This window comes from Microcystis sp. LEGE 00066, from assembly GCF_015207925.1.
Classification (GTDB): Bacteria; Cyanobacteriota; Cyanobacteriia; order Cyanobacteriales; family Microcystaceae; genus Microcystis; species Microcystis ichthyoblabe_A.
On sequence record NZ_JADEVX010000274.1, the window covers coordinates 1 to 4,082 of the forward strand.

Sequence of the window (4,082 nt, forward strand, 5' to 3'; positions counted from 1 at the left end):
TTATTAAGGGGTGCTGATCCCCCCTGCCCCCCTTATTAAGGGGGGTGCCGGTAGGCGGGGGGATCCCTGCCCTCAGGAAAACCTTTTTCAGCAAACCCTAGATAGAATGAAAGCTATCCTCATGACTGCCGTGGATGTCCTGCAGCTTCAGCAAGTCCCCACCCCGAAAATTAGTCAACCGCATCAGGTTTTAGTAGCATTAAAAGCGGCTGGTGTCAACCCTATTGATACAAAAATTCGTAAACGCGGCACTTTTTACCCCGAGCAAATGCCAGCCATTTTGGGCTGTGACGGGGCGGGAATTGTCGAGGCCGTTGGGGCGACGGTGCAGGATTTTCGCCCCGGGGATGAAGTGTACTTTTGTAGCGGCGGACTGGGCAAGGCCGGCACGGGAAATTATGCCGAATATGCCCTAATCGAGGCGGATTATCTGGCTCACAAGCCGAAATCTCTTTTTTTTGCCGAGGCGGCCGCTGTACCTTTGGTTTTAATCACCGCTTGGGAAGCACTCTACGATCGCGCTCGTCTGCAATCGGGACAAAGCGTCCTTATCCATGGCGGGGCTGGGGGTGTTGGTCATGTCGCGATTCAATTGGCGAAACTGAAAGGGGCTAAAGTTTATACGACGGTGGGAAATAGCGATAAAGAGCGTTTAGTGCGGCAATTAGGGGCAGATTACCCGATTTTATACAAACAGACCGATTTTGTCGCGGCGATACTTCAAGAAACCGCAGGGAAAGGAGTAGATATCGCTTTTGATACGGTGGGAGGGGAAACTTTTAGGCAAACTTGCCGAGCGGTGCGAGTGTACGGCGATATGGTGACGATTTTGGAACCTACGGGCAGCTGGAAGGAAGCCCGCGATCGCAATTTGCGGATTAGTTTAGAATTAATGTTAACCCCGGCTTTGATGGGACTGCCAGAAGCGCAAAAATATCAAACAGAAATTCTCAGACAAGGGGCGCGTTTAATTGACGAGAAAAAGTTAACTATTCATCTCTCCCAAACCTTCCCTTTAGCGGCAGCTATCAGCGCCCATCAATTGCTAGAAACTGGTGCGGTGACGGGGAAAATAGCCCTAATTATCGACTAGAAATCTGCCGGTCACTACTGGTGAGCAGCAGAAGTTGTTAAAGCAGGGAGAGGGCAAACCACCGCTACACTTTTGCCAATCGGTCAACCTGATTACGTTAAAATCAAAAGCAGGATACTGTGTATGACGGAAAAACTCGATGAACTCAGTGATTAAAGCGGTACAAACTGCCTATTATGGGGATGCAGCCTATCGGACACCACCACCGGACTTAGAATCTCTCCTGCTCAAAGAGAGAATTGTCTATCTGGGGTTGCCTTTATTTTCCTCCGATGATGTCAAGCGCAATGTCGGGGTGGACGTGACGGAATTAATTATCGCCCAACTGCTCTACCTGCAATTTGACGATCCCGAAAAACCGATTTTCTTCTATATCAACTCTACCGGCACATCCTGGTACACTGGTGACGCGATCGGCTACGAAACGGAAGCTTTCGCCATCTGTGACACCCTCAACTACATTAAACCTCCCGTTCATACTATCTGTATCGGGCAGGCCATGGGAACTGCAGCGATGATTCTTTCCGCAGGAACCAAGGGTTTTCGCGCCTCCTTGCCCCACGCTACCATTGTTCTCAACCAAAATCGCACCGGGGCCCAAGGACAAGCCACCGATATCCAGATTCGTGCCAAGGAGGTAATCGCCAATAAACAGACGATGTTGGAAATTTTCTCGAAAAATACGGGTCAAACCACCGAAAAACTGGCGAAAGATATGGATCGCACCTTCTATCTCACCCCACAACAGGCGAAAGACTACGGATTAATCGATCGCGTTCTCGAAAGTCGCAAGGAACTACCGAAACCCCTCGCCCAAGTTAGTTAAGATTTATTACAAATTAGCAGGAGTTGTTACCAATTATGCCTATCGGTGTGCCAAAAGTTCCCTACCGTCTGCCTGGTAGCCAATACGAACAGTGGATTAGCATTTACAGCCGTCTTTCGGTGGAACGCATTCTTTTTTTGGGGCAGGAAGTCACCGACGGGTTAGCCAATGCCCTTGTGGCCCAAATGCTTTATCTCGACTCAGAAGACCCCACTAAACCTATCTATCTCTATATCAACTCGCCGGGGGGTTCCGTTACCGCCGGTATGGCCATCTACGACACCATGCAGTACATCAAAGCGGAGGTGGTGACTATCTGTGTGGGATTAGCGGCCTCTATGGGGGCATTTTTGCTGGCTTCCGGTAGTCCGGGTAAGCGTCTCGCTCTTCCCCACGCGCGGATTATGATTCACCAACCCATGGGCGGAACCGGGCGCCGGCAAGCGACGGATATCGACATTGAAGCTAAGGAAATCCTGCGTATTCGCCAGCAATTAAACGAAATTATGGCTAATCGCACCGGACAAACCATCGAACGCATCGAAAAAGACACTGACCGCGATTATTTCCTCTCCGCCGAGGAAGCCGTCGCCTACGGTTTAATCGATAAGGTGGTCGAGGGAAGACCGGCTTAAGTCAGTCAGAGGTTAGAACAGGCGAGAAACCTGTTCTAACTGCCATTGGACAAACTTCCTTAGATGGTAGGTTGGTTTATCCGATAAGAGGGTATCTGTTGGGTATGGAATTTTTAGCAACTTTAGAAACAGGCTTGATTTCTGCCGTGGCAATCATCAAGTTTTGCCTAGAAAGTCTTTCAATCGCTTGTGTGGTAATCGGACTCATTAAAACTCTACAATTAGCTTGGCAGTCTAATCGTCACCGTCGCAGTCATCCTTCTTTTTCCTTCAATCAAATTCGCATTCGTTTTGGTAGTTGGCTATCTTTAGCCCTAGAGTTTCAGTTAGGTGGAGACATCGTGGCTACCACCGTCACACCCACTCTAGAAGCCTTGGCAAAACTCGCCCTCATCGCTATTATCCGAACTTTCCTCAACTATTTCCTCAGCAAAGAATTGGAAACGGAATTGTCCCTGGAAAAAGAGCGATCGCAACTAGCAGCCCAGGACAATCTCAGGGATTTTTAATGCCAAAAAAAGCTGAGTTGACAATCACCTGACACTGATCCCTGATAAGTTGTTGAATATTGAGGGTATGCAAAAACAGTTTTTCAGCAAACCCTAGATAGTCAACAGCTTATTACTTTCGATCGCCCATTGGGTCAATTCCGTGCGATTATGAAGACCAGTTTTATGGAGCATATTCGACACATGACTTTCGATTGTCCGTTGACTAACATTGAGTTTTGTTGCGATTTCCCGATTAGCCAGTCCTTGGGCGACCAATTGTATTACTTTTAACTCCGTTGGGGTTAATTCCACATTACCCGGAACCTGAACAGGGGTGACATCCGGGGAATGAATGCGGGTGATGCGTTTTGGTAACTGGCCCGCTTGTTTGAGGGAAGACTCCACCAGGGCCACTAATTCTTCCGGTTCAAAGGGTTTAACCAGATAAAAATCGGCCCCAGCGGTTAAACCTGTCACCTTGTCCTGACTTTGACCACTAGGGGAGAGAAAAATCACGGGAAGGCCACTAAAACGACTGTCCTGACGAATTGTTTCGAGGAAGGCATAACCATCCATTTCCGGCATGATCAGATCACAGATAATGATATCGGGCATTTCCCTTGCTTTAGCCGCATTTGCCCCGCGTTCGAGGATTGCTAGGGCCTCCCGACCGTTTTCTGCGGTTGTCACCCTATAACCACGAAACTCTAGATAATCTTTCGCCAAAAGTATTAAATTTGGGTCATCGTCGATTAATAAAAGTTGTTTGTTGTCTTTGTTGGTCTCTTTCATCGCTATTTTTCCGGGCTGCAGGGTTGGGGGAATGGAGACGGACAAAGGATCGACAGGCAAAAGGTAACAGGTAGTTAGGGTTTCCTGAATAAATCTAAAAACCTTATCCAACAAGGTTTTTAGACTTTTTTTCTCTCAAAAAGTGCCGACCATTGGAGTGATTGGGGGGAAAATTCTGGGACTTTTTCCCTAAAAATTAGGTAATTGACTCCCTCAAAATCGGTAAAACCCTACACCCCACACCC

The 4,082-nt window shown here is 48.1% G+C and carries 5 protein-coding genes; 4 read left to right on the plus strand and 1 reads right to left on the minus strand.

Annotated features, from left to right (window positions below; genetic code table 11):
• Positions 1 to 106: 106 nt before the first annotated feature.
• The 4 genes from IQ224_RS22155 (at position 107) to IQ224_RS22170 (ending at position 3,063) form a co-directional block, all read left to right on the plus strand.
• A complete protein-coding gene (locus IQ224_RS22155; RefSeq protein WP_194033501.1) occupies positions 107 to 1,093 on the plus strand; it encodes a zinc-dependent alcohol dehydrogenase family protein in 987 nt (328 codons plus the stop codon).
• Between the two features lie 139 nt (positions 1,094 to 1,232).
• Entirely contained in the window at positions 1,233 to 1,919 is a 687-nt protein-coding gene (locus IQ224_RS22160; RefSeq protein ID WP_002746650.1) for an ATP-dependent Clp protease proteolytic subunit, read from the plus strand.
• Between the two features lie 35 nt (positions 1,920 to 1,954).
• Positions 1,955 to 2,554, plus strand: a complete 600-nt coding sequence (locus IQ224_RS22165) for an ATP-dependent Clp protease proteolytic subunit (protein WP_002734165.1) — start codon at positions 1,955 to 1,957, stop codon at positions 2,552 to 2,554.
• Between the two features lie 104 nt (positions 2,555 to 2,658).
• Entirely contained in the window at positions 2,659 to 3,063 is a 405-nt protein-coding gene (locus IQ224_RS22170) for a DUF1622 domain-containing protein (protein WP_194033502.1), read from the plus strand.
• Positions 3,064 to 3,156: 93 nt separating this feature from the next.
• Here the strand turns inward: IQ224_RS22170 and IQ224_RS22175 are convergent, their stop codons facing one another.
• Complete coding sequence (locus tag IQ224_RS22175) at positions 3,157 to 3,837, minus strand: response regulator transcription factor (RefSeq protein WP_194033503.1); 681 nt, start codon at positions 3,835 to 3,837, stop codon at positions 3,157 to 3,159.
• Positions 3,838 to 4,082: the final 245 nt, after the last annotated feature.